This window comes from Leptospira barantonii, from assembly GCF_002811925.1.
Classification (GTDB): domain Bacteria; phylum Spirochaetota; class Leptospiria; order Leptospirales; family Leptospiraceae; genus Leptospira; species Leptospira barantonii.
In genome coordinates, this window is sequence record NZ_NPDS01000001.1 from 104,617 (window position 1) to 126,344 (window position 21,728).

Here is a 21,728-nt window from a genome sequence, read left to right on the forward strand (position 1 = left end):
TTTACAAGCATATTTTTCGAATTCCAGACGGAGCCGTTTGTTCTTTGCGAACTCAAAGCTTTTCCTAAAAAATGTCGGGAAAATTGTCACAGAAGTAAACTATTGTTGCAATTGTTGTTAAAAAAAGTATTTATTGTCGATTTATGTTTTGGAAGAAATTGACTAAATTCTTTTTCATTCTTCTTTTGCTGTTATGTCACAGCCTGAATGCGTATCAAGAAGATGGACATTTTTACACGGTGCAAACCGTTTTAAATAATTTTCATACTCCTTCTCCGTTGACAAAGGATGAAATCGCTCTCGTAGCTTTTTGCACTCAACTTCCCGACGAGGTTCCCGAGTTAGACGCGATCACCGTTTATAAAAAACTTGCACTTAAACATCCGTTCGATTATCTACTTTGGGTTTTTACCGATCACGGTTCGCCAAAGACCCTGGGAAGAATGGCGGAAGTGCAACAGTTGCTTCACGGTTTGACCGGAGGTGACAGCGAACATCTGAGAAACGTTGCGCTCGTTACCTTGGATCGTCTTCGAAACGATCTTACCTCCAAAAAAGAAAAACCTCCCGAAAAACTTTGCGCGTTGGGTTTCGCATTTCATCTTTTGGGAGATTCTTTCGCACATCGTAAACTGCGGAATGATAAAAAGATGTACCCCACTGGAAGAGGTCACGCTTCCGATATGACCTTGCCCGATCATCCGGTTCACAGTATGGAACGTGTTTCCGATTGGGAGAATTACGCAAAGGGAATTCCCGGTTTGTTTCGTTCAAACTTAAAAGAGGTCGTGATCAATGACGACTTCCCGAAGGCAAAGGAACTTACCACCAACAATCCTTGGCATTGTATTTTCGGAACCAAGTGCGAGGATAAACTTAGGAAAATTCTTCTCAATCGTTTGACCGAATCCAAGTCGTATCCGAAATACAATCCGATTCAAAAGGAACGTTATCCCGCAAACAATTGTCAGGAATACGTTCAAAGAGTTGTGGAACAAAAAGATATTCCTTTCACTCCCGATTGCGGAGGTTCTTGGAAAATTTATAAACAAGTTTCTTTGGATGTTTGGAAACGGCTCGGTTATTTCGACGACGAGAAGTCCCGCAAACAAATCCAACTCTATGAGGGAGACGACCTATGGCAGAATCGTTAAGCGAAGAGAACCCGCGTAAAAAAAGAAAAAAGAAAGTAAAGAACAAGGCGATCTGGGGAGAAGTTCTGATCGTATTCGCAGGTCTTCCGATTCTGATCGGTTGGATCGTGGCCCGCACCTTTGTATGCTGGGGCAACTTAAGTTTTACGGGAGAAGTGTTCTGTACGATCTCGGGCGGGATCAATCCTCTTCTTCTTATCTTGACCTTTTTCCTGATCTTATTCAGTTTTTTCGATCTTCATCAACTCGGAGACGAAATCGAGGAACTGCCGAAGTGGTCTTCGAAACGAATTTATAAGGGATTTAAGTCCTTAGAGAACTGGGATAAGTTCCATTTTATTTTTTCCGCGGTTTCGTTTTTGGGCGCGTTGATCATCGGGATTTATCTTTTGAATCATTTCGAGTTTAGTTTATTCTGATATACATATATAGTCTTTGGGGTTGTAATGAAAAAATATGAAGCGGTTGTGATTGGTACCGGTTTCGGCGGAGCCGTAAACGGTTGTAGATTAAGTAAAAAGTGGCCGGGACAGGTTTTGATTCTGGAACGGGGAAAACGTTATCCAAAGGGTTCTTTCCCGCGTTCTCCGCACGATATGTCCAAAAACTTTTGGAATGTTCCCGAAGAAAACAGCTCCAGGGTTCGTCCTAAAAAGTTGTCCAGGTTGAATCAAACCGGGTTATTCGACATTCGAAACTACAAACACATGGACGTTGTGATCTCCGCGGGTTTAGGCGGGGGATCCTTGATTTACGCGAACGTATTTCTTGAACCGCCCGATCATATCTTCGACGAACGTTGGCCCGCGAACGTAAAAAAGAAAAGCCTTACATCGTATTACAAAATCGTAAAAGAGGTTTTGGGTTCCAGACCGATTCCGATCAACGACGATCCGCGTAGAAAAATCGTACGCACCGAACTCTATCAAAAGTTCGCGAAGTCCGCGGGAAGAGAATCCAAACTCGCCGACATCAACGTATTCTTCGGAAACGATTTTAAAAAACCGACAGAGATCGGACTTCAGGAAAAAAATCGTTACGGCGCGGTTCAAACATCCTGCGTTTATTGCGCGGAATGTGATATAGGATGTAACACACATTCCAAAAACACGTTGGATCTGAATTATCTATTCGTTGCGGAGAATAAATACAAAGCCGACGTTCGAACCGAACACCTCGTTCATAAGATCGTGCCACTCGGACCGGACGGAAACGACAATCCTTCCGCACACGGAGAAAACGGATACAGGGTTTATTACAGAGACTTCGGAGGAAAGACAAGGGAACTCACTTCGGTCGTTACAAAACGAGTTGTGGTCTCCGCGGGCACGTTAGGAAGTACCGAACTTCTTTTGAGATGTAAGGAAGAATTTAAAACACTTCCGGATATTTCCGATCATCTCGGACTTCAATTCTCGGGTAACGGTGACTTCTTATCCTTTGCGGTGAAAGGAAAAGAACCTGCGAATCCGAACTATGGTCCTGTTATCACTCAATACACGGATTATAATTTATTCAAGAGTTACGATCCTAAAAAAGCGTTCGTACTTCAGGATGCGAGTTATCCGGTTTTCGCTTCTTACTTTGCGGAAGCCGCGATTCCTTGGTTTTTAAGAATCGGATTTTTCTTTCACATGATCGGAGAGCTGTTCAAACGATTTTTGAGCGGAAAAATTTTCGGGAAAGTGGGTTATCTATTGAGCGAACTGATGAAGGGAGATTTGTCCTATACATCTGCGGTTTTGCTTTGTATGGGAATCGATCGCGCAGACGGAAGAATGGTATGGGATCGAAAAAGAGGATTTCAAGTTCAATGGCCGCAAAAGAACAGTATGTCGCTTTATCAGGCGATTCTCGGAGTGATGAAGGACTTCGCTTCGTTTATCAAAGCGGATTCTTACTTTCCTCTTCCCACTTGGGCTTGGCCGATTCGAAACAACGTCTCCGTACACCCGTTAGGCGGTTGTATACTCGGTAATTCAAAAGTAAACGCGGTAACTTCTGCGGATTCCAAGACATTCGGTCAGGTTTTTTCGTATCAAGGATTGTATGTTGCGGACGGAAGTTTATCTCCGACCGCGATTGGCGCCAATCCTTCGATGACAATCGCCGCTCTTTCCGAAAGAGTTGCGGAGGGGATTACGGGAATTAAGCCGACAGCGAAACTTTAATAAAAAAATCATAATTCTGCAGGCGCTGAAACAATGTGGAGAATTTTTAGCCAAAAATATTCGTCTAACAGGCTTGCAGAATTAAATACACAAAAATAACATTCGTTTTTAGGATTAATATGAATAGCGCAACGGAATCCACCAAAGACACACTGGAACTGATCAGACCTTATCTCCCCTCCGCGATCGTTCGGAGGTTGGCGGATTCCAACGAATCGAAACTGCAACGATCCCAATCGTTTCACGGCGCGGTTTTATTCTTCGACGTTGTCGGATTCACTCCCACCACACTCGCGTTAGCCGCAAAAGGAACCCGAGGTATAGACGCGTTACAAACCGTTCTTTCCAATTACTACACCGCTTTGTTAAAACATCTCAACGAATGGGGAGGAGCCGTTTATCAATTTGCAGGCGACTCCGTTCTTGTAAGTTTTGAAAAAAAGGAAGAAGAATCGGACGCGGAAGCGGCACATCGAGTCGCAACCTGTGCATTAGGAATTTTTAATTCGATTTCGGAATACAGCTCCAACGAACTTTTGGGGGAAACCGTAAATCTTCCCGCGCGTGTGGGACTTGCTTACGGAGAATATCAGGAATTTATTTTAGGAGAACAGGATCGATTCTTAAGAGCGGTGATCGCCGGAACTCCTGTGGATCAATCCATCTCTGCCGAAAAACACGCGTTAGGCGGTGAGATCATTCTCAGCGCGGATCTTTGGAACCTCCTTCCCGCTTCCAAATCGGGGGACGCTGTGAATCCGAACTTCTACCGTTTGATCGATTGCGAAAAGTGCGAGAACATCGTCGAACCTCCTTCGCGTTCGAAAGCGGAGGATCGGATTTCGGACGAACGATTCTTTAAACGATGCAAACGTTTTATCGTTCCGGAATTGTATCAAAGAGCGACGAGCGTTCATAAGGCGTTTTCGGGAGATTATCGGGAAGTCGCTTCGGTTTTCGTGCGGATCGATTCTCCCTTGGAATCGAGTACGGATTCCAGAAACTTCAACGATTTTTTTACGCACGTTCAAAGTGTAGCCGCGGCTTGTTCGGGAACGTTCGTGGTTACGGACTTATCCGATAAGGGCGGCGTGTTCAGCATTCTTTTCGGAGCGCCCGCGGCTTTGGAAAACAAGGAAGCGTTGGCCGCAAGATTTTCGATTCGATTGATGGAAGGCGCCGTAAATTATCCGGCGGCTAAGAATATTCAAATCGGAATCTCGACCGGAATGGCGTATTGCGGAGATTTGGGCGCGCCGTTTCGAAAGGACTTCACGGCGATCGGCGAGATGATGAACATCGCCGCGCGGCTTGCAACGCTCGGTGGTCATGACGGAATTCTCATCGATTCTCAAACCAAAAGCAAATTGGGTAAGAATTTTTCCTTTCACGAAATCGGAGACGTGGAACTCAAAGGGGTTTCCGGCGCGAAGAAGGTTTTCCAACTCACTTCCGAACAAAAGAATATTCCAGGACTTCTGATTCAGTACAGAGATACCATGATCGGAAGAAAGGAAGAAATCGATCGTCTTCATAAGATGTTGGATACCGCCATCGAAAAAAACGGCGTCGTTTGTCGAATCATCGCGGATGCCGGACTCGGCAAGTCGAGATTGACGAACACGTTTATCGATCAGGCTTACGATCGGAACGTGGAGATTCTCATCGGTTATTGTTATCCTTACGAAAAATTCACTCCATTCTATCCTTGGAAAGAATTGTTGAGTCTCTTTCTCGGAATTTTCGAAGACGATTCCGTGGAAACGAGAGTGTCCAAGGCGGAAAAAGCATTAGAAACTTTGAATTCGTTCGACCTCGCATGGGCCAAAGCTCTGGTCGCTCTTATGGGCGTTCCGGTCGAAGAAGATCCTCTTACGAAAGAACTCGATCGTAAACAAAAGAACGAAAGATTGTTCGAGATCATCATCTCTTTATTAAGAAAAAAAGCGGAACAAAAACCTTTGATGCTGATCTTTGAAGACGTTCACTGGATCGACGAACTTTCCAGTCGTCTTTTGGAAAAACTCGCGGCCAGTCTTTCTTCCATGAAGTCTATGTTGATTCTCGTTTCCAGACCGGAAGGTCAGTTCGCGGAAGAAGCGGTTTCGCCTAACGAGGAATTGATCCGTCTGAAGGAATTCAAACCGGAAGAAGCGAAGGATTTTCTCATTCATAAGTTTCACATGGACACAAGCCAAGAGGAATTTTTGGATCAGATTCTCAACCGATCCAGCGGCAATCCGTTCTTCCTTGAATCCATCGTTCACAACCTGATCGAAGAAGGGACTTTGAAAAAACTGGAGAATGGAACCCTTTCTCCTTCGGATAAAACCAGAGACATTCAGATTCCGAATACGTTAAACGACGTTCTTCTCGCGCGTGTGGACCGTCTTCAAGAAAGAGAGAAGATCGTAATCAAAACGGCTTCCGTGATCGGACGTTTGATCAACGTCGAAACTTTGAATCATTTGTTGCCCGTCGAGTTCCGTTCCGAAATTCAGAATATCCTTCAGAGTTTGGAAGGTTTGGATCTGACTCCTTTGGAAATCACGGATCCGCTTACGTATATCTTCAAACATATCGTGATTCGAGACATCGTTTATAACACTCTTCTGCATTCCACAAGAGAGGATCTTCACAAAAGAATCGCGTCGTTTATCGAACAAGAAAACGAGGACAACGTCATGGAGATGGCGGACATTCTCGCGTTCCATTATCAACAATGTTCCGATTTCGAAAAGGCGTCTAAGTATTCTTTGATGGCCGCGCGCAAAGCGAGAAGCAGATATGCGAACCGCGACGCGATCTATCACTACGGTAAAACTCTCGAGTTTATGGCTCAGTTCGAAAAATCGAAAAGCGATACGTATTATGAAATTACACAGGAGTTGGCGCACGTTCATCGCCAGCTCGGAGAGTATTCCGTCGCAGAAGTTCTTTTCAAAGAATGTCTCGAAAACAAATCCAATCTCAATCTGATTCGTTCCTATACCGGGCTCGGTCAGGTGTATCAGGAACAGGACGATATTTCCAAAGCGATGGAAACCTTGGAAAAGGCGCTTCGGATTACGGGAGTTCGTCCTCCCGGAAGCAGACCCGATACGATTTTCAAAATCGTATTACAACTTCCTTTTGTTCTTAGATTCTCCTTATTCGGTTCTTCTTATACGTCGGCGAGCAAGGCGGAACGTCTGAAGCTCAGATGTATGATTCTCGTGACTCTCGCGAAGTTATACATCATGAAGGACATCAAGAAGTTCGGCTGGTCCGTATTCACTCAATACAATGCGACACAACGGTTTAACGATCCGGTTCGTCAATCGCTCGCGGAATGTGCGCTCGGTCAGGTTTTTGTGGGAATGAATCTTTTCGGACCTTCGAAACATTTCTTGATCAAGGGACGCGAGCTCGCCGAAAAAACCGGAGATCCTTACGCAAAGGCGATCAGTCTTTTGGTGCAAGGCGTATATTACATGATGCTAAACCGTCCCGATCTCGGACTTCCGTTTCTCCACGATTCGATTTCGATCTATCGTCAAGTCGGGGAAAAATGGGATTTGTTATCCGCGCTTTCTTCGGGCGGGTTTCTCTACTACTTTCAATCCGATTTTAGAACCGCGAAAAAATACTTTGACGATATCGGAGAAATCGCGAGCGACTTGGGCGCACAACTTCAGCTCCGATGGACTCGGATTTGGTCTCCTTATTTCGGTTATGTTCTCGGAGAAGTGGAACCGCTTGAATTGGAGAAACGATTGATGATCGAAGTCGAAAGAGCGGCTTTGGAAAACGACGTAATGAACGAACTTTCCACGATCAATAAACTTCTGAAGCTCTCCATTCTGGAAGGTTGGCCCGAAAAGGCGGCGCATTGGTCCAAAAGAAGTTATGCGGGATTTTTAAAATGCGAGGTGAAGTTTCCACAACTTCAAATCGGAAACGTATATCTTGCAGAAGCGGCTCTATATGCAAAGAATGAATTGGGCGATAAGAGTTTGAATAAGATCATCAACTACGGTTTGAAGAACGGTTTAAAACTCGGGAAGTCCCTTCCTTATCTTTACGGACCGGCTCTGATGCTCAAAGGAAAGTTGAAGTTTTATGCGGGCGATCGAAAGAAAGCCGAAGTCATCTTTAAGGAAGCTGAATCCTTTTTGTCCAACACGCCGAATCAATGGGAATACGCGACCGCGTTGTATGAAGCCGGTCTTTTACTCGAGGATAACGATCGGATTTCAACTGCGAAAGGAATTCTTCAGAAGCTCGGAGCCAAGGCCGATCTTAAACATTTGGAAGAAAGTATTTCGATTCCGGTTTGATTAGATCGTATTCTGCAAAGTTAAGAATGGAGAATGCGTGCTTGAGTAGTGAACGATTCGAGACGCGCGTTTAATAATCGTCGAAACACACGTATCAAAGAAAGATTATTGAATGATGAATGATCCTGCGTTAGAACACATTACGGATGCGAATCTCAAAATTGTTTACAAACAACTTCCTTGGGAGCCGGTTCTTGCGTTGAAATTTGGGGAAGAATTTTTTCCAAATTCTCCCTTTAAATTGGCTATGTTACAAGCGATGAGATGTTCGATCGACGCGATCATATCGGATATTAAAGAACATCCTCAACACATGAAAGACGGGCGCTATAACGAAGAAGGAATTCCTTTTTATCAGAGAAAAATCGAAGAGATTGAAATGCTTATCGATGTTCAAAGATCCTCGGGACAAACGAACGAAATCTATTTAAACTGGAAAATTTCCAGAACGACTTGGAAAAGTCGTGAAAATATAATCGCCGATTTAAAAAAGTGGGAATCGTAATTCACGTTGGAATTCCCGGTTCATTTTTGCGAAACGAATTCGGGAACTGTAACTCTTAGATAAGATCGCGAGAACGTGAAAGTTTCGCGATCTTATCTATTACTTCGCTTTTTTTCCAACGAAGAACGCGATCGCACCGATCACATACAATTCGTATTCTTTGAAGTTTTCTTTCAACGCCGCTTCGAGATCGGGAAGAGTGTCCTGAGTATTGTGAAACACGCCTTTTTTGTTTAAATTCTTCATTCCTCTTCTGGATAACAAATGAGTTTGACCGAGATCGTGTAAACCCGTGGAACCGAAGATCACGCCGTCGGGCGTGCGGATTTTCAAAAGATTCTTAAACGCGGTGGATGCTTTTGTGCGGATCGGACCCGGAACGCAGTGAAATAAAAAACTCATTCCGATCGAATCGAATTTTTCCTTCGTGTTGATCGGCTCGAGAATATTGGCTCTATACGCGTTGAATTTTCCTGAGAGATGAGAAAGTCTTCTTCTTGCTTCGATCAAACTGTTTGCGTTGAGATCCATAACCGAGATCGTCGGTTTTGCAACGGGGAATTTCGCCTTCTGTAAAAGATAACCCGTTCCCACTCCGATATCCAAATGATTTCCGGTTAAATTTTTCGTGTATAAATCGACCATGTTTTGCGGATCACAACGCCAAAACCATCGACTGATAATATGTAAAACCACGAGGTCGTAAATTCTTAAAAAGCTGGTCGTATAGACTTGTTGTCCGGCGATCACTTCCGGGCTGTATTGATTCTCGGACATGCCAAGATCGATATAAAGTTGGTCCTGTTGCATTTTTTATTCCTTAAATTATAGGCCGGCACAAATCGAAGCCGCGGTATGTTCCGCGACCGCCGAGATCGTCATTACGGGATGAAATCCGATCGAAGAAGGAATCACCGATCCGTCCGCGATGAATAGATTTTTATAACCGAAAACTTCTCCGGTTTCCGCAACAACTCCTTTGTCCGGGTTGGCCGCAAGAATACAACCGCCCAACGAGTGAACAGATATGATTCGATTGAATATTAGAAAAGTTGCAAGTGGTCCGAATTGTCCGCCGTATGCGTCTCCAACCTGTTGCATCGAGGCGGTCATATCCTTGATGAGAGTTTGATTCTCTTTGGAGTAATTCCACTTAACGTCGATGTTCTTTCCGCATCGAACGATTCTTCCGTTTGCGTTGTCTCTTCCGATCGCGAACAGGTTCGTCATATAAGTCGGATTTCCCGCACCGGGTGCGCCCGGCGGAAGGGGTTTGGACAGTAATCCTTTTTTAAAGATAAATGGAAGAACCCATTTCAGACTTTTCCAAAAAAGAGGACCGATCAATCTCAAGAACCAATTCGGTTTAGCGATTCCTAATGAAGCAAGTACGGTCATCACAGGCTGATTGAACGTAGGCGCGGCCATCGTGAATTGAAAACCTTTCGGAAAATAATTGATTACCGTGGTCACGTCCGGACCGTCCCAAGGTTTGAGATCGGTTTTGCTGGATTCGATTCCGCCGAGAAAGTCCCCGTTGCCGGAATATCCTTTGCCGAGATGTTTGCTCAGGTTCGGAAGTGTTTTGTATTTGTCCCTGCTGTTGAAAAGAATTCGGTTGGTTCCCAAGGTCCCCGCGGAAAGAACGACTCGTTTCGCGTACACGGAATGTTTTTGTCCGGTTTCGGTGTTCTCATAATGGACTACGTAGCCGTTTTTTGGGTCGGGAGCGATATGAGAAACCAAAGAATCGGTTTGAAAGACGGCTCCGTTTTTTTGCGCGTCGGCAATATAATTAAAATCTAATGTATTCTTCGCTCCGTGGTTGCAACCGAATTCACATTCGGCGCATCGAACGCAGGTGGATTGCCCGGGTCTTGCGGGATTCAACCAACTCGCGGCCTCGTCCGGATCGAAATACGTATGTTGATTGAGTTCCGCGGCGGCGCGAAATTTATTTCGTTTCGGAAGGTCCCATTCGGGAGGAACCGGTTTTACGTCCAATTTGGAAGCGACCTTATCGTAGTAAGGATCTAAAAAACTTCTGTTAAACGGCGCGGGCCAACGAGGATCGTCAAAAACTTTTTGATCGGGTCGGATATGAATGTTCGCGTAAATTAAAGAACCTCCGCCCAAACCGGAAGCGGTGACGGTTCCCAGGCCGCTGAAAAAGTTCAGTTCGTAAAGACCGAGTGATTTTCTTTTTTTGGGATAACGCCAGAGGAGATTGTTCACTTGGGTTACGTCTCTCGGGAATTGTCCAGGTGAATATTTTTTCCCCCTTTCCAAAACGAGAACCTTTTGTCCTTTTTCGGAAAGTCTGAGCGCGCTGATGGAGCCTCCGAATCCGGAGCCGATGACGATTGCGTCGTAATATGCGTTGTCTTGTAACATTCTTCCTGCCGTTCGCTAATATTATGAAATTTTAAAGTATCCGATTCTTCAGTATTTGTTTAAAGACTGAAGAATCAGAGGAAACACGTCTTTGTGCGCGTTCTTACCGAACATACAGTCGATATGTCCGTAACCCGGAATCACGTGACGTCTATACTGATTCGGATCGAACCGATTGATCAGCGTTTGATAAGTCTTCTCGGTGCTTTCCGGAAGATAACACTGATTTTCCGCCCCGTGAATGAACGTGATAGGAAGGTTGAGACGGTCCAAGTGAGGAACGTAAACGTCTTCACCTTGAGCGCTTACGACCTTGTGAGCCCGAATCATCTTAGACAAATGTTCGAAAGCTTTGATGTTCGAAACTCCGAACATTTCTCCCAAACCGTATCTATAGGTTTCTTCATTCAAGTTTTCTAATCTATAAAGACTTCCGTAGAGGAAGGTGATTCTTCTGCTGACCGGATTCACGTCGTGTGCGAATAAGGATTGAGGTTGCAAAGCCAAAACACTATTGAAGAATTTATCAAGCCATCCGTCTTTGTCGCTCGTGTAAGCGGTCATGTCTTCCACTCCGAGCGCATCGAGAATTTCCGCCGTATGAAGTCCGACTTTGATGTCCATCGAGGTCGGAACTTCTACATCCGCCGAAATCTGGGAAAGAACTACGGAACGAACTCCTTCCAAACCTGCGAGCAATGCCATCGTAAAGGTGGTCGCGCCGAAACAATGAGCGACCACTTGAATCTTATCGACCTTCGTCAATTCTCGAACCTTCTTAACCGCGGCCGGGTAATCTTTCGTGGCGATCGCGTCTCCCGTGTTCGGAAGAGGCGCGGATGGAAGTGCGATCGAAGTTCTATAATCGAAAAGCCAAACGTCGAATTGATTTGCGTACAGATATTCCAAAAGATTCGTATCGATCGTATCGATGCTGAAGATCAAACTGGAAACTCCCAAACCCGGAGATAAAAAGACCGGTCCTTTGCTTCCGCCTTTATATCGTAAAAGTCTTAAGTCCGCTCCGTCTTCCGCTTTGAAAAAATGAACCTCGGGCGGAGAAACTCGAAGTGGTCTTTTGGTTCTCGGTCTTGCGTCCTTGTCCCAAGGAACGATGGAACTTGCGACTCCGCCGTAAACGTCGTATAACGCGCCCGCAAAGAAGGAACCGAACTTCGCCATTCCTTTCACGTCGTCGAGGATCGACTTCGAATTAATAACCTTCATCGTGGTCATCTGCTTCGCGAAGTCTTCGGGAAGAATATGCAGAATTCCTTTACCATATACGGGAGAATTTTCGGTTTCGCCGTCGTAGATCGTCGTATACAGAGTGCTCGTATCTCTCCAGATGTTGGTAAGTCCGTCGTTCTGAATCCATTTCGCGCCTACGAAAAGATATTTCTTACCTTCTTCCGTGTTGAGAATCATACGATAGACCATATTTCTGGTTTCGATTCGATCCTCTCTGGAAATAAAAAGTAAGAATTCTCCACCGGTTACGGAGATGATGTCTTTGGATATGAATGGAGCTTTTACGGTGCCGAATAACGTAGCTTTATGATCCGGGTTGTCGATCATCTCTTCGAGATTTTCGCTTCGAATCGTAAGAAGGAATTCTATCGAGGAACCTTCGTCTTTTCCGATTTGATAACCTCTTTCCGTATCTTCTTTGGATTGTGTGGAAAAGAATCCTTTCATACATTCCGTGAATTCGATTCCCAAGGTCGTTTCGTCGGGAACGTCCGTATTCTTCGGATAAGAAGGAAGATGATAATTGATCTTGAGTCCTTTTTGACTCGTGAGTTTTTCGCAGGCCCTTTCCGAAATCGCGCAGATCGTCAACAAAGGATTGACTCCCAGTGATCTTGGAATCACGGAACCGTCCATCACATACAAACCTTCGTGAATCGCCGATCCGCTTTTGCCTGAATAAACCTGACAGTTCTCGTTGACGACCGATGAACTCGCGTCTTCTCCCATCGGACAACCGCCGAGAGGATGAACCGAAATCAGATCCTGATCGGTCAGTTTATTCCATACAGGATTCTTAATATAGGTTCCTTTGAGAGGAATCGTGGATTCTTTGAGAATGGTGCTGATCTTTTCGAAGATCGGTTTTTTACCCACGTTCGGCCAGGAAATTCTCAAACGATCGTTTTGAAGAAACATCTTTCCGTCGTTTCCGTCGTGTGCCATTACGAGATAGGTCTGCGTGTTCCGAACTGCCCCGCGATACGGACCCAAAATGAAACTTAAGAATATTCTAAATTTCTCAACTATCCATTGAAAGAATCCTTTCTTGGTTTTGACTCCGGTGAATTTCGAACCGAGTGCGAAGATCGCGGGAAGTTGTCCTCGGATCGCACCCGGAATCGAACCTTCTTCGATGATCATTCCTTCGTTCAAAGGAGAATTGATACGGGTATCGATCACTCCCGTGATACAAGGGCCCACGTTTGCGTTTCCGTTCGTATTCTTGCTTCCGAAGCCGATTCCGTTGATTCTGGCGTTTCCATTATAAGAAAAACCTAACATATCGCCGTTTCCGCTAAACCGAACTCCGACCGCGTCGGAAACGCTTAAACCTTTCTCCTTGGATCTCAGAAGAATTTCCGTGGAACCCAAAGCGCCCGCGGCGAGAATCACCGTGTTTGCACGGATGAATAGTTCGTCCTTGCTGAATTTTTCACGATCTACTCCAAGCGGAGTAAAGTGAATGAGCCAATGATCCGATTTCTTTTCGATATAATTTACTTTTACTTCGGTGAAGATTTGCGTTCCGAAGTTCGCCGCGTCGGGAAGATAATTCATCAAAGTCGTGTTCTTGGAAGAAACGTTACAACCGGTAACACAATCGCCGCAGTTCGTACAAGCGTCCTGTTGAACTCCTACGTGATTCAACTTCGATTCGAACGTAACGTTGATCGGAGTGGGATAAAAATTCTTCTTTAAAAAGGAAGCCGATGTTTTGAGAGCCTTAAATTTCGCGAGATCGCGGTATTGACTCGGAAGAACGTTCGGTCTGAGCATCTCTTCCGCTTTGGAATAATACGGATCCATTCCGTGACGTGCGGCTTCTTCGCGTATGATTTTCGGCCACGCGGAATCTTGAAACACTTCGGGAACCGCTCTCAAACTTACGTTTGCATTGATAAGCGAAGTTCCTCCCAAGCCGCATCCCACCAAAACGTTGATGTCTTTGTTCACGTGAAAATCGTATAAACCGCTCTTGGAACCTATGTGTTTGTCTTCGTAGTTTACTTGAACTTCTTCAAAAGCTGGAATTTCTTTGTTCGGAAATTCTCCAGGTCTGATTTCTTTCCCTCTTTCCAAAAGACAGACTTCGATTCCCGCTCTGGAAAGTCTCGACGCGGCGATTCCCCCGCCGTAACCGGAACCGATTACGACCGCATCGTATTGGCTTTTAATTTTTTCGATAGGTTGAGAAATTTTTTTAATCAATGTTTTTGCCTGGGTTAAATTGGCAAAATATTTCCAAAAAAGGAAAATATTGCAAGAAAAATAGCGTTTAGAGGATTTGAATTCCGGGAAATAATTGAATCGATCTTTGGTTGACTTCAGAACATCACTTACGGAATCTATTATCGAAAGTTCGAATATGATTGTTTAATTCCTTTTTGAAAATCCAAACCCTCGAATCCCGCAAAACGGGAAGGGGCGTTATGTATCTTTATTCAAAATCAGTAGGAATCAAATGTCACTATCAACTTCAATCCTCGTTTCATACGGTTGGGATCCGGAATTCTTTCTTTCGGAATCTACATCGATCGAAAACTTAAAACCGGGACGGATTCTTTCCGTTTACGGAGAATATTCAAAAATCCTAATAGACCACGGCGAACGTAAGGGAATCCCCTCCGGAATTCTTTTATCTTCCGGAGAATCCTTAGTCGCGGGAGACTGGGTTCTTGTACGCGAGATCGACGGAGACGATCTTTGTATCGTGGAGAAAATTCTTCCCAGAAAAACTTTTTTACGAAGAAGCAATCCGGGACAAAAAAACCGTTCGCAGGCGATCGCGGCGAACATAGACCTGTTGCTCGTCATCATGGGTTTGGACAACGACTACAGTCCGAGAAGAATCGAACGTTATTTGTTCTTGGCGAAGGTTAGCGGCGCGCAAGCCGCGATCGTGTTGAACAAAATGGATCTTTGCGAAAGTCCGGAAATCAGATTCGACGAAATCAAAACGGTCGCCGGAGAAATTCCCGTGGAAATGATTTCCGCTTTGGATTCAAGTCAGACTTCGACGATTCTCCGGTACATAGAACCCGGAAAAACGATCGCGTTTTTGGGATCTTCGGGTGCGGGCAAGTCCACGATCATCAATTCATTGTTAGGTGAAACCGTCCAAAAAACGAACGAGGTCAAAACCTCGGACGGAACCGGAAGACATACCACAACTCACAGAGAATTGTTTCTATTGTCTTCGGGCGGAATTCTCATGGACAATCCCGGAATTCGGGAAGTCGGACTTTTCAGCGGAGGAAGCGAAGACGAACTCGAGGAAGTTTTTCCCGAAATCGCCTTGGCCGCGGAACAATGTCGCTTTAACGACTGTTCGCATAACGGAGAACCGGACTGCGGAGTTCAAGCGGCCTTGGAAGACGGAAGAATCGAAGAGGCTCGATATTCTTCCTATTTAAAACTCTCCAAAGAGCTGAGGGCCTATCGGATCCTAAACGATCCCGAAGAGAACAGAAAGAAAAAACAAAAGGACAAACAAATGGCCAAAGCGTTGAGAAATCGACTGAAAGATAAGGGAAGAATGTAGACATTCTTCAGTCGTAGATTCTCCTTCGGGTATTTCGGGAAATAAAATGCTTTTTTCGAAAAAACCTAGAAGGAGAATCGTTTTTTAAGAACCAAAATTCTGCGAACCGGGACCTTTAAACGTATGAAAGACAAATCCTATATCGAACTTTTGGAAAACGCAAAAACCGGAGATCATCGATCTTGGACGGAATTGCAGAACCGATTTTCCCGCTTCGCTTATCAACACGCAGTGAAAATTCTCAAGGACGAGGATCTTTCCGAGGACGTGGTCCAGGAATCCTTTTGGGATCTTTATAGAAATCTAAACGGAATCAAGGTTCTCGAAGCGTTTCCGATCCTTCTCAAAAGAGCCGTCATCAAACACGGGGATCGAATCTTACGAAAAAAGGAAAATCAAAGTCTGGTTTTCGCTGATCCGAAACAGATCGAACAAAACGCGGGTGAAACTCATCTTTCCTATTTCGAAAACGAACGTTCGGAAGCGATCCGTAAAAATCTAAACGAACTTTCCCCGGAAGATCGAAAACTGATCGAACTGTATTATTACAAAAATTTTACGTTAGACGAAATTTCTAAGTCGCAGGGAAAAACGCTTTCGTTTATCAAAAAAAGACATCTGAAGTTGAAGGATATTCTTAGGGACGGAATCGGGGAAATTTACAGACCCGAGGCTTGTCTTCGATTTCTTTCGGCCGCGGCTTAAACGAAGGAGAATCTATTGGAAGCAACTCAGATCTATTCTTCTCCACAGATCGAATCCGTTTATCTCGAACAACGAAAAGTTTTTCTTTGGGGAGAGGTGAACGACAGCTCCGCGAGATATTTGATCGATCGATTCTTATATCTGGAAGCGGTGGATCCCACGAGACCGATTTCGCTTTACATTCATTCTCCCGGCGGTTCGACTTACGCGGGTTTGGCGATCTTGGACGTGATGAATAGCGTTCGTCCTCCGGTGTATACGACCTGTCTGGGAATGGCTATGTCTTTCGGAGCGGTTCTTCTTCTTTGCGGGGATAAGGGAAATCGTTCGGCGTATCCGCACAGTAAAATTCTAATCCATCAACCCCACGTTATGGGAGAATTTAAGGGGCCCGCGGAAGACATTCGTATTTTTGCGGAATCCGTTAAGAGAGAAAAAGATCTTTTGAACGAAATTATGGCAAATGCGACGGGTCAACCATTGGATCGAATCGTGCAGGACACGGATCGGGATTCTTGGTTTTCCGCAAAAGAAGCGCTGAAATACGGAATGATTGATAAGATTCTCGGTGCGGGAATCGAAGAAAAGGAATCGTCTATTGATTTTAAAGAACGCTAAAAAGATCTTGAGTTGAAAAAATCTTTTTACTCATAAAATAGATCCCGGAAAGTATCTCAAAAATAGCCGTTCCGATTTTTTGGTTTTTCCGTTTTCAATATGAGATTTTTATTATCATTCGGCATAACGATTCTGCTCAACTTTTCTTTGTTTGGCGAATCTGCGTCTCCCGCCCCCGGCAAAATTTCTCAGTTGCAAAAGGGCGGTTCTTTTCGTTCCTTCATTCATTACTTTAGCGATGCGAAAGGGGAGAATCTAAGGGAAAAAATTTTCAACCGGGACGAGTCGCTTTCCTTTCAGACCATTCCGACCGAACTCATCTCCCTCGGTTTTACGAATGATACCGCGTGGTTTTACATTCCTTTAAAGAACGATACGGACGCGAGTTATTACGGAAAGTTCGAGGTTTACAATCCTTATCTTCAGGAAGTGGACATTCATTATAGATACGCGCACGAGAATATCGTTCATGAAATTCTCGCCGGATCGAGTCGCGCCTACGACGAAAACTTTCCCACGGTGGACTTCGATCTTCGACCGGGCGAAGAGATTCAGATCGTTTGCAGAATCAAAAGCGGAACGCCGCTTCGAATTCCTTTCGTTTTAAAATCCATAAAAGAATATAGGATTACGAAACAATTCAGATCGATTATAGTCGGTTTGACCGTAGGTTTCGGAATCGCGATGAGTTTATACAACCTTTCGTTGTATTTCTTTTTCCGTACGAGATCGTATCTATATTACTTTCTTATGTTGACCTTTTTTGCGGCTTATCTCACCTCTTGGGACGGATTGGCCCTGCCTCTTTTTAAACCGGAATACGGGCACTATTATCTTCCGGTTACTTTGCTTCTCGTTTACGGCGCCACCATGTTTTTGTTCCTATTCTCTTTGGAGTTCTTATATCCCGATAAGGTTCAAAAGGACAAACGCGCGAGAATCACCACGTATATTTACGTGTTCTTCAATCTTCTTCTGTTTCCGTTGTCTTTATTGTATCCGACTCAACTGAATCAATTTTCGTATTATCTAATATTGATCAACAACCTCATCATCGTTTACTTTTGTATCATTCGGATTCAAAGCGGTTTTAAATCGGCGAAAAGTCTTTTGTTGATTCACATGATCTTTCCGACGGCGGGGATTCTAACCAATCTCAGCGCGTCCGGCGTGATCTCTTTCGATTATTTTTCGTTGCACATTCTTAAGTTGGCGTATATCGCTCAGTCCGTTCTTTTTTCGATCATGCTCGTTCAAAGAATTAAGGAATTGGAATTTAGACTGAAGGACGGATTACAATCCGAGATTCATAAGAACATCGTTCTCCTTAAAAAGGAAATCCAACAAAGAAGAGAAACGGAATGGGAACTCATCCAGGCGAAGGAAGTCGCGGAAAAAGCGTCTCAGGTTAAAAGTAGCTTTCTTGCGAATATGAGTCACGAAATCCGAACTCCTATGAACGGAGTGCTCGGTATGGTTCAGCTTTTGGGAACGACAAAACTCAACGAAGAACAAAAGGAATACATCAAAATTCTTTCCGGTTCCGCCAAGTCGTTGTTACAGATCATCAACGACATTCTCGACTTTTCGAAAATCGAAGCCGGAAAAATCTCCCTCGACAAGGAAGTGTTTTCGATTCGTTCCGTTTTGGACGAGATTCACGATCTTTTGTATCCGCTCGCCAAACGAAAACAGATCGAATTTAAGTTGGAAGGTAAGTTCGACATTCAGGAATACGTTTACGGAGATCAACTTAGACTTCGTCAGATTTTATGGAATCTTTCCGGAAACGGAATCAAGTTCACGAATCACGGTGAAGTCGTATTAAAAGTTTCTCAGAAAAAAAATTCCAACGAAAACATACTGATCGAGTTTACGGTTTCGGACACGGGAATAGGAATTCCTCCGGAAAAACAGAAACAAGTTTTTGACGCGTTCTCTCAGAGCGATACGTCCACCGCGAGAAAATTCGGCGGTTCGGGTTTGGGTTTGAGCATCACCAAACAACTCGTAGAACTGCAGGGTGGAGTTTTGAGTTTGGAAAGTAAGGAAGGCAAGGGTTCTCGGTTTTCTTTTTCGATCGCTTACGAAATTCCTTCCGCATCCGAAATCGAAACGATTCTCGAACCTGCGAGCGCGAAAGATTTGGAAGGGGTTTACTCCGATGTGGTTCCGAAGAAGATTCGAATTCTCGTAGCGGAAGACAATGAAACCAATTGTCTTTTGATCGAAAGGGCTTTGAAAAAATTAGGATACGATCCGGTCGTAGTACACAACGGCCGTGAGGTGATCGAAAGAATGCAGTTGGATACGTTCGACATCGTTCTTATGGACATTCACATGCCCGAAGTGGACGGGATCGAAGCGACAAAGTGGATTCGTTCCCAAAAACAAAACGAAGAATTTCCGATCATCATCGCGTTGACCGCGGACGCGATTGAAAGCAGTAAGGAAAAATACGTTTCCAAAGGAATGAACGACTGCTTGATCAAACCTCTGGATTTGGCGATTTTAAAAAACACCTTGGACTATTGGTCGGATCGGGTCGAAACTTCTCATTGGAGATTATGATCTTCAGTCGAGAATATTCAATTTCTTGCAAGTTTTCTTAACCTTTCCTCGAATTTCGATCGGAATCTTTCCGAATCCTTTTGTATCCATCGATTCGAATCGGAATGGATGTAGATCGTAAGTTTTCCCTCATACGTCGAAGCCGAAACGAAAACGGGTTGGGACAGGGACGGATGAACCGTGAATGATACGTTTTGAATATTCCTATTTTTGAATTTATTTACGGAGGGAAGAATCCCCACGTTGCTGAGCGCCGAGGCCTGCGGATATTTCTGCAGCAGAGCCGAAAAGAACGGGATTCCGTTGGGTTTGTTGAGAATCTGTTCCGTGCTCGGAAGCAGATCGTAAAATCGGGTTCGCTCCTTTGGATCGCCGAGTTGCGATTTGAGCGAGGATGAAATTTTTCGAGCCACTTCCCAAAAATCGGAACCTTTGTGAATCGGAACTTCAACGGTCAACAGGGTGATATAAAGTCCGAGTGCGGTCGCGGAGATTCCTTTGTTGAGATACGGTTTTAAATCCGCAGGATTGGAAAGATTGAGTAGAATCGGATCTTCCGTTTCCAACAAATCCCGTAACGAGAATAGTTGAACGGCTCCGAGAATTCCGTGCAACGTGGTTCCGTTTTGTTTGGAAGCAATCAATAGTTTTTCGAGTTCGGTTTCGTCGATCTGAAAACCGTGCAACGAAGGTTTTGCGCTTTCTTTCTTTTTGGAAAAAGAGGGGATTGTTCCCGTTTTGATTTTTTCGGTCTTTGGTGCGTCCAGGTCTTTTACTTTTGGATCGCTTGGTTCGTGGTTTTGCTCCGGCAAAAGAGAAAAAGCCGAATTCGGAATGTCTATTGAATTTTGAATATTCGATTTATCTAAATCTTCAATTTCTACGTTCAAAACGTCTATCATAAACGAAACACCGGATCTTCCGTCCGCAATGCTATGATGAAAAATCAAAACAAAAATCCAACGATCCGCTTCGAGTTTTATCATAAGACTTCGGATTAACGGAGATTCTTCCCAAGAAAATGGAAGTATGGTTTCTTCAGCGACGAGATCCTTCCATTTTGTTTCTTCGGATCGCAAGTTCATGATCGGAATCCGGTTTTCGGTATCGATCTTAAAGGTTAAAGAAGTCCCGTTTTCGAGTTCAATCCTTGCGTTCGCGAGCGGATGTTTGGATTGAACGTAATCGAGCGCCTTTTTGATTTCGTCTTCACTCCATTCTCCGTTTCCCTCCGCAATGACCGCGAAGTTCATTGAGGAAGCCCGATCTAAAAGCCAAAACGCGGATTCCGCTCTGTCTAAACTTCTTTTTTTAGTTTCGATTTTTTCCAAGTCGTTCGTATTCTGCATCGGTTATCTTGGATTGGAAATTTGAAGTTTCGAAGATTCGGAAAGTTCATACTCATTTTCGGAAACGACTTTGGAATTCGATCGGAGCATACTTGCAAAATCGTTAAACCGAATTCCGTAACGTTTCAACGCGGGAGTTACGTAAAACGCGGTCCATTGTCTGAGATAAAAAGGCTGATTCACTACGAAGTGATGGATTCCGTGAGTTGCACCGAAATTAAAACAGAAAAGATGAAACGGAAACATGAGCCAAGAATTCAAAACCTGAGTCTGATTGTAAACGTTTCGTATGTCGCCGTAGTAGTGCATGTTTGAAGATACGATCTGGATCGAAGATTGGCGAATCCAATTCGGGATCAGATAAACCACGGCTACCGCGTTTAGGATCGATCTGAGAGTTTGTAAAAATGCCGATTCGTATATCGAATTTACGAATAACACATTCAGAATATGGAATGCATTTAACGATAAGAAGGTATACCACGAAAGGAAGAAAATCCCTCGGTACGGTCCGATGATATGAGGCGCTTTGATCTTTTTGAGTTGTGAATACGCGTCCTTAGCTACATTTCTTCCTTGAAAAATCAACGCGAGGTTTCCGTCGATCATCGTAAAGATTCTTCTCATACCGAAAGCCATTCCGTTTCCGATCATTCTTTCCTCTATGTCCTCTTTGTTTCCCGAAAGTTTATGATGAAGAAGATGAATCTCCCTTCTAAACCAAGGATTGACCGTGTTCACTCGAAACAACCAAACAACCCAGAACATAAAGTTTTGGATCTTCGCATTTCCTTTGTGATAAAGATTGTGGATCAGATCGTGTTCGATCTCGTGAAGAAAGGACGCGAGAATCGCGTTACAACCGATACAAAGCCAGAAGGGAATCGCGCCGACTAAGTAAAGTGCCGCAAATAGAATCATACCCGAAGCGGAGCCGATCGTAATGGATAAACCGATCGTATCTTGATGTCGCGTTAAAAAAGGAAATTTAAACCGAATTCGATTGTCCCAAAAACGAATCCACTGAATGATCCGTTTTGTTTTTTCCTTTTCCGAAAAAACTTCGTAGGGTTTGCTGTGAGTTTTCATTTGAGAATTCATAAGCCGCCTTTTCGATCTTCGAATCGGGTTATGCTAACTCGCTTTC

At 44.3% G+C, this 21,728-nt stretch carries 14 protein-coding genes; 9 read left to right on the forward strand and 5 right to left on the reverse strand.

Annotated elements, in window-relative coordinates:
* Window positions 1–143: 143 nt before the first annotated feature.
* The 5 genes from CH367_RS00495 to CH367_RS00515 all read left to right on the forward strand — a co-directional run bounded on the left by CH367_RS00495 (window position 144) and on the right by CH367_RS00515 (window position 8,149).
* Complete coding sequence (locus tag CH367_RS00495; protein WP_100760566.1) at window positions 144–1,154, forward strand: hypothetical protein; 1,011 nt, start codon at window positions 144–146, stop codon at window positions 1,152–1,154.
* On the forward strand, window positions 1,139–1,573 hold the full coding sequence (locus CH367_RS00500; RefSeq protein ID WP_100760567.1) for a hypothetical protein: 435 nt from the start codon (window positions 1,139–1,141) through the stop codon (window positions 1,571–1,573). Before CH367_RS00495 ends, CH367_RS00500 begins: the two co-directional genes overlap by 16 nt.
* 27 nt (window positions 1,574–1,600) lie before the next feature.
* Window positions 1,601–3,325, forward strand: a complete 1,725-nt coding sequence (locus CH367_RS00505) for a GMC oxidoreductase (protein WP_100760568.1) — start codon at window positions 1,601–1,603, stop codon at window positions 3,323–3,325.
* Between the two features lie 119 nt (window positions 3,326–3,444).
* The gene (locus CH367_RS00510; protein WP_100760569.1) at window positions 3,445–7,644 is read left to right on the forward strand and encodes an adenylate/guanylate cyclase domain-containing protein; all 4,200 of its coding nucleotides are present in this window, start codon (window positions 3,445–3,447) and stop codon (window positions 7,642–7,644) included.
* A 112-nt stretch (window positions 7,645–7,756) separates the two neighbouring features.
* Window positions 7,757–8,149 (forward strand): hypothetical protein, encoded by a 393-nt coding sequence (locus CH367_RS00515; protein ID WP_100760570.1) that lies wholly within the window; start codon window positions 7,757–7,759, stop codon window positions 8,147–8,149.
* A 99-nt stretch (window positions 8,150–8,248) separates the two neighbouring features.
* Here CH367_RS00515 and CH367_RS00520 read toward each other — a convergent pair whose 3' ends face one another.
* The 3 genes from CH367_RS00520 to CH367_RS00530 are packed head-to-tail and all read right to left on the reverse strand — an operon-like array spanning window position 8,249 to window position 14,005.
* The gene (locus CH367_RS00520) at window positions 8,249–8,959 is read right to left on the reverse strand and encodes a class I SAM-dependent methyltransferase (RefSeq protein ID WP_100760571.1); all 711 of its coding nucleotides are present in this window, start codon (window positions 8,957–8,959) and stop codon (window positions 8,249–8,251) included.
* A 15-nt stretch (window positions 8,960–8,974) separates the two neighbouring features.
* Window positions 8,975–10,543 (reverse strand): FAD-dependent oxidoreductase, encoded by a 1,569-nt coding sequence (locus CH367_RS00525; protein WP_100760572.1) that lies wholly within the window; start codon window positions 10,541–10,543, stop codon window positions 8,975–8,977.
* 48 nt (window positions 10,544–10,591) lie between these two features.
* Window positions 10,592–14,005, reverse strand: a complete 3,414-nt coding sequence (locus tag CH367_RS00530) for an alpha/beta fold hydrolase (protein ID WP_100760573.1) — start codon at window positions 14,003–14,005, stop codon at window positions 10,592–10,594.
* A gap of 253 nt (window positions 14,006–14,258) precedes the next feature.
* On the opposite strand from CH367_RS00530, the gene rsgA reads away from it, so the two are divergent.
* From rsgA to CH367_RS00550, 4 genes are all read left to right on the forward strand, one after another.
* Entirely contained in the window at window positions 14,259–15,338 is a 1,080-nt protein-coding gene (rsgA, locus tag CH367_RS00535) for a ribosome small subunit-dependent GTPase A (RefSeq protein ID WP_100760574.1), read from the forward strand.
* 123 nt (window positions 15,339–15,461) lie between these two features.
* Window positions 15,462–16,043: an RNA polymerase sigma factor gene (locus tag CH367_RS00540; protein ID WP_100760575.1), complete on the forward strand. Its 582-nt coding sequence runs from the start codon at window positions 15,462–15,464 to the stop codon at window positions 16,041–16,043.
* Window positions 16,044–16,058: 15 nt separating this feature from the next.
* Window positions 16,059–16,661 carry a ClpP family protease gene (locus CH367_RS00545; protein WP_100760576.1) on the forward strand — a complete coding sequence of 201 codons (603 nt, stop codon included), beginning with the start codon at window positions 16,059–16,061 and terminating at the stop codon, window positions 16,659–16,661.
* A gap of 99 nt (window positions 16,662–16,760) precedes the next feature.
* On the forward strand, window positions 16,761–19,232 hold the full coding sequence (locus tag CH367_RS00550; protein WP_100760577.1) for a hybrid sensor histidine kinase/response regulator: 2,472 nt from the start codon (window positions 16,761–16,763) through the stop codon (window positions 19,230–19,232).
* A 17-nt stretch (window positions 19,233–19,249) separates the two neighbouring features.
* Here the strand turns inward: CH367_RS00550 and CH367_RS00555 are convergent, their stop codons facing one another.
* Together CH367_RS00555 and CH367_RS00560 are read right to left on the reverse strand one after the other, a co-directional pair.
* On the reverse strand, window positions 19,250–20,581 hold the full coding sequence (locus CH367_RS00555; protein WP_100760578.1) for a condensation domain-containing protein: 1,332 nt from the start codon (window positions 20,579–20,581) through the stop codon (window positions 19,250–19,252).
* Between the two features lie 3 nt (window positions 20,582–20,584).
* The gene (locus CH367_RS00560; protein ID WP_100760579.1) at window positions 20,585–21,682 is read right to left on the reverse strand and encodes a fatty acid desaturase; all 1,098 of its coding nucleotides are present in this window, start codon (window positions 21,680–21,682) and stop codon (window positions 20,585–20,587) included.
* Between the last annotated feature and the right edge of the window lie 46 nt (window positions 21,683–21,728).